We start from the raw sequence: 4,917 nt of genomic DNA on the forward strand, positions 1-4,917 counted from the left end.
ATATAAGACCGAATAACGCTGGTGTAGTGGACGAGCGTGCCATTTCTCGATGTCTTCCTTCACGACATCGGTAATCCGGCTGATCGTCGCAGGAGATTTTGGAGATGTTTGGGGATCCAGTAAGTAATCCAAAGGGATGGGATGTTAAGAAATTAAAAGATATTGCGGAAATTGAGGATGGAGATCGAGGTGAAAACTATCCGAAGCAACATGAGCTTGTTAGTGAAGGTATACTTTTTTTGTCTACCTCAAACTTTGTGAACAACAAATTAGACTTATCGAAAGTAACGTATATTACAAAGGAAAAGTTTAGTCAATTGAGAAAAGGGAAATTAAGACAGGGAGATTTAATTGTTACATTAAGGGGATCCATTGGGAATATAGTCATTTTTGATGAAGAAGGTTATGACACAGGGTTCATAAATGCTCAAATGGCGATTCTTAGATTGAAAAATGTTAATCGAATTTTTTTCCAGCAACTTTATACATCTAATAGCTTTCAATTAGTTTTAAAGAAAACACAAACAGGATCTTCTCAACCGCAGCTTCCTTTAAAAAATTTAAAAGAACTTGAGATCATTATTCCACCTTTAGAGTTACAGGAATTATTTGCAGCTACTATACGACAAATAAACTTAAAGAAAGAACTTCTTTTAAAAAGTCAAGCAGAGATACAAAATATGTTCAATTCCCTTATGCAACGTGCATTTAAGGGAGAACTATTCAACGATTAATAAATGTGAAGGAAATTCATGTCGGTTTGGTCAGGGGAGGGGTATTTGTTGTTATCCAACTTTCAGTTTTTAGTAGGAAAACCTCATTATGAGAGCTTTACGAATGCGTGTTTAGAGGCGGAAAAAAGTTTAGTTGTGAGTCCGGCGACGTGCGCGATTTTGACGCGCCGTGCGCTGGAGCTTGCGGTGAAGTGGGTGTACAGCTTTGACAGCGCTTTGAAAGTTCCGTATCAAGATAATCTTTCCAGTTTGATTCATGACAACGTCTTTTTGTCCATTATTGATGAAGACTTGTTGCCGTTGTTGCGTTACATTGTCAAACTGGGAAATGTCGCCGTTCATACGAACTCGATGATTACGAGAGAGGAAGCGATTCTTTCCCTGCATCATCTTCATCAGTTTGTGTCTTGGATTGATTATTGTTATTCAGATGAATATACGGCTACGGATTTTGATGAATCATTGCTGCCAATTGGAGAGGAAAAGCGCGAGCGTCCGGAAGAATTAAAAGATTTATACGAACGGTTAAGCTCCAAAGATAAACGTCTCGAAGAAATGATGAAAGAAAACGAACAGCTTCGCGCTCTTCTCACCGCCAAACGGGAAGCGAATACAAAAGAGTACCACTTCCAAGTCGATGAACTGAGCGAATGGGAAACAAGAAAGAAATATATTGATTTAGATTTGAAGCTGGCGGGTTGGGAATTTAAAAAGGATGTTGTTGTGGAATATCCTGTGGTTGGCATGCCGAATCAGGAAGGAGTCGGCTATGTCGATTACGTCCTTTTTGGCGACAACGGGAAGCCGCTGGCGGTCATCGAAGCGAAACGGACAACCGCTGATCCGAACAAAGGAAAGCAACAAGCCAAGCTATATGCCGACTGCATTGAGAAAATGCACGGCCAGCGTCCGATTATTTTTTACACAAACGGTTTTGAAACGTATATTTGGGACGATCTGAACTATCCGGCGCGGAGAGTTTCCGGCTTTTACAATAAGGAAGAATTAAGTTTGCTTATTGATCGTCGGACGATGAAGAAGCCGCTAAAAAATGTGCAAATCAATGACAACATTACAAACCGCTATTACCAAAAAGAAGCGGTGTTAGCCGTATGCGACGCGCTCGAGAACAAACGGCGCAAAGCGTTGCTTGTCATGGCAACAGGGAGCGGCAAAACCCGGACGGCGATTTCGATTGTCGATGTTCTTACCCGTCATAATTGGGTAAAAAATATTTTGTTTTTAGCGGACCGCAAAACGCTTGTCACGCAAGCGAAAAATAGCTTTAGCCATTTGCTTCCGAACTTGACGCTTTGCAATTTGCTCGATAATAAAGACAATCCAGAGGAAAGCCGCATGGTGTTTTCGACGTACCCGACAATGATGAACGCGATTGATGATGCGAAGCGGAAAGACGGCAAACGTCTCTTTACCGTCGGGCATTTTGATTTAATTATCGTCGATGAATCCCACCGCAGTATTTATAAGAAATATCGGGCTATTTTTGACTATTTTGACGCGCTATTGCTTGGGCTTACCGCCACACCAAAAGATGACATTGACCGCAATACGTATGAAGTGTTTGATTTGGAAAACGGTGTGCCGACGTATGCGTACGAGTTGGACCAGGCGGTGCAAGACGGCTATTTAGTCGATTACCGCACCATTGAGACAAAGTTGAAATTTTTGGAAGATGGCATTCATTACGATGAGTTGTCGGATGAAGAAAAAGAGCGGTATGAAGAAACGTTTGATGATGAAGTAGGCGAGGATATTGACAGTGCCGCGTTAAATGAATGGTTGTTTAATGACGATACGATTGATACGGTGCTGAGAGATTTAATGGAAAAAGGAATTCGCGTCGAAGGCGGAGACAAACTCGGCAAAACGATTATTTTTGCGAAAAACCATCGTCATGCGGAACGGATTGTGGAGCGCTTTGATCAATTGTTCCCTGAATACAAGGGCGGCTTTGCGCGGGTCATTGATTACAGCGTGAACTACTACCAAACCTTAATCGATGATTTTTCCGACCGTAACAAATGGCCGCAAATTGCCGTATCGGTCGATATGCTCGATACGGGAGTGGATATTCCGGAAGTCGTCAACCTTGTGTTCTTCAAGAAAGTACGCTCCAAATCAAAGTTTTGGCAAATGATCGGACGCGGAACCCGTTTATGCAAAGACTTATTCGGAGTCGGGAAAGATAAAACGCATTTCCTTATTTTTGACTATTGCGGCAACTTTGAGTTTTTCCGCGAAAATCCAAAAGGAATTGAAGGAAAAACGGTGGAAAGTTTAACGGAGCGTCTATTTAATGCCAAAATCGAAATCATTAAAGAACTGCAGCATTTACAATACCAAGAAGAAGAGTATATTGCCTATCGCAATGAATTGATTGACGAGATGCTAGCGGAAATCAATAAGTTAAACGAAGAAAACTTCCGTGTACGCCAACATATTCAATATGTGCATAAGTTTAAAAACCGAGCCAAGTGGGATTCCTTAACAGCGATGGATGTAAATGAAATTAAAGAACACATTTCACCGCTGATTGTTCCGTTGAATGATGATGAATTGGCGAAACGGTTTGATTTGCTTATGTATACGATTGAGTTGGCAAAACTGCAAACAAAAAATGCGACGAAGCCAATTCGGAGTGTGATTCGTACTGCAGAGGCATTGTCGAAACTCGGTTCGATTCCGCAAGTGATGGAGCAAAAATACATCATCGAAAAGGTGCAGACGGAAGAGTTTTGGAGCGAAGCCGATATTTTCGAATTGGAAGCCGTTCGTGAAGCGTTGCGTGACTTAGTCAAATTCCTTGAAAAAGAGACGCAAAAAATTTACTATACGAACTTTAAAGACCAAGTTTTAGAAGTCAAAGAAAACGGCCCGATGTTTACTGTCAATGATCTGAAAAATTATCGGAAAAAGGTGGAACATTATCTGCACGAACACCGCGACCAGATGGCCATTTACAAGTTGCGAAATAATAAAAAGCTAACCGTCCAAGACGTAAAAACGTTGGAGCATATTCTTTGGAATGAGCTTGGCACACAGGAAGATTATCAAAGAGAATTCGGAGACACACCGATTACAAAGCTCGTCCGCCAAATCGTCGGCCTTGACCCGCAGGCCGCCAACGAAGCGTTTTCCGAATTTTTATCAAGCGAACGGTTGAACATCCAGCAAAGCCGTTTTGTCAAACTAATCGTCGATTACTTTGTAAAAAACGGAGTCATGGACAAGCGGGTGCTGCAGGAAGAACCGTTCAAAACCGTCGGCAGCATTGTTGAACTCTTTCAAGACAACATGGACGACGCGCGGAAGATTATTCGCATTATCGATGAGATTAACAGAAATTCAGAAGATATTGTGGGGGCGTGAGCGATGGGCGGCATCAACCGGGAAGAGGTTCTCGCGGGAATGGATCAATCGCTGGTTGTGATGGCACGGATGGAGATGCGCTGTCTTTCCTAGGGGCAGTGCACGATAAGGAGCGCTGAACGTGAGCATTTCGTCTCTCATTTTGCTTTTGTTGGTCATGTCGATCGTGTTGTTCGTGTATGGTGTTGTCCAAAAGAGCAAAGCCGCGAAACGGATCGCCTTTGGCCTCTTGGTCGCATCGGTCGGATTGGCCGGTTTTGTCGTGTTTCTCATCGGCTATATGTAACAACAGCCAAAGCCGAACACGCTGTTCTGTGTGTTCGGCTTTGCGTTTGCGGCGATTCAGATGGGGATCATTGGGGGAGATGGGGCTCGCGCTCAAGGCCTCAAGGACTGGCATTAGGGGACCGTTCGAGGCGGATTTCTCTGTCTTGCCTCATCTATCATTTTTGGGCTTCAAAGTTATTTTTAAAAAAGCGAAGAAAGTCGTTCATTTTTCTACACGAGGACAAGCGCAGGAAATATAAAGAAAATGCAGAAAAGAATGATATATGAAAAAATTATTGAAGCTGAAATGTGTAATATTTATAATATTATTTAAGTTGTGTGTTGTACAACAAAAGTAATTAGCTGGCATAGGAGGGATTGGGTTGATTGAAAAGCTTGTAGAAACGGTGAACGGGTGGCTATGGAGTCCTTTTTTGATTGCATTCATTGTTTGTTGTGGTTTGTATTTTAGCATTCGCACCCGTTTCCTGCAAATTCGCCATGTGAAAGGAGTCAGTCAAGACTT

General features: G+C 42.4%; 3 protein-coding genes and 1 pseudogene. 3 read left to right on the forward strand and 1 reads right to left on the reverse strand.

Annotated elements, in window-relative coordinates:
* A pseudogene (locus tag VU18_RS18475) lies at positions 1-105 on the reverse strand (transposase); the annotation flags it as partial.
* On the opposite strand from VU18_RS18475, the gene VU18_RS01460 reads away from it, so the two are divergent.
* From VU18_RS01460 to VU18_RS18275, 3 genes are all read left to right on the forward strand, one after another.
* Entirely contained in the window at positions 105-734 is a 630-nt protein-coding gene (locus VU18_RS01460) for a restriction endonuclease subunit S (RefSeq protein WP_236687243.1), read from the forward strand. The pseudogene VU18_RS18475 and the gene VU18_RS01460 sit on opposite strands and share 1 nt — an antisense overlap.
* A gap of 48 nt (positions 735-782) precedes the next feature.
* Positions 783-4,124: a DEAD/DEAH box helicase family protein gene (locus VU18_RS01465; protein ID WP_031206467.1), complete on the forward strand. Its 3,342-nt coding sequence runs from the start codon at positions 783-785 to the stop codon at positions 4,122-4,124.
* Between the two features lie 121 nt (positions 4,125-4,245).
* A complete protein-coding gene (locus tag VU18_RS18275; protein WP_021322248.1) occupies positions 4,246-4,410 on the forward strand; it encodes a hypothetical protein in 165 nt (54 codons plus the stop codon).
* Positions 4,411-4,917 lie beyond the last annotated feature (507 nt).

It is taken from the genome of Geobacillus sp. ZGt-1, from assembly GCF_001026865.1.
Classification (GTDB): Bacteria; Bacillota; Bacilli; order Bacillales; family Anoxybacillaceae; genus Geobacillus; species Geobacillus thermoleovorans.

Bases quoted from the DNA above. Each gene is read 5' to 3' on its own strand.
- VU18_RS01460 (WP_236687243.1), top strand. From the start codon at position 105: ATGTTTGGGGATCCAGTAAGTAATCCAAAGGGATGGGATGTTAAGAAA.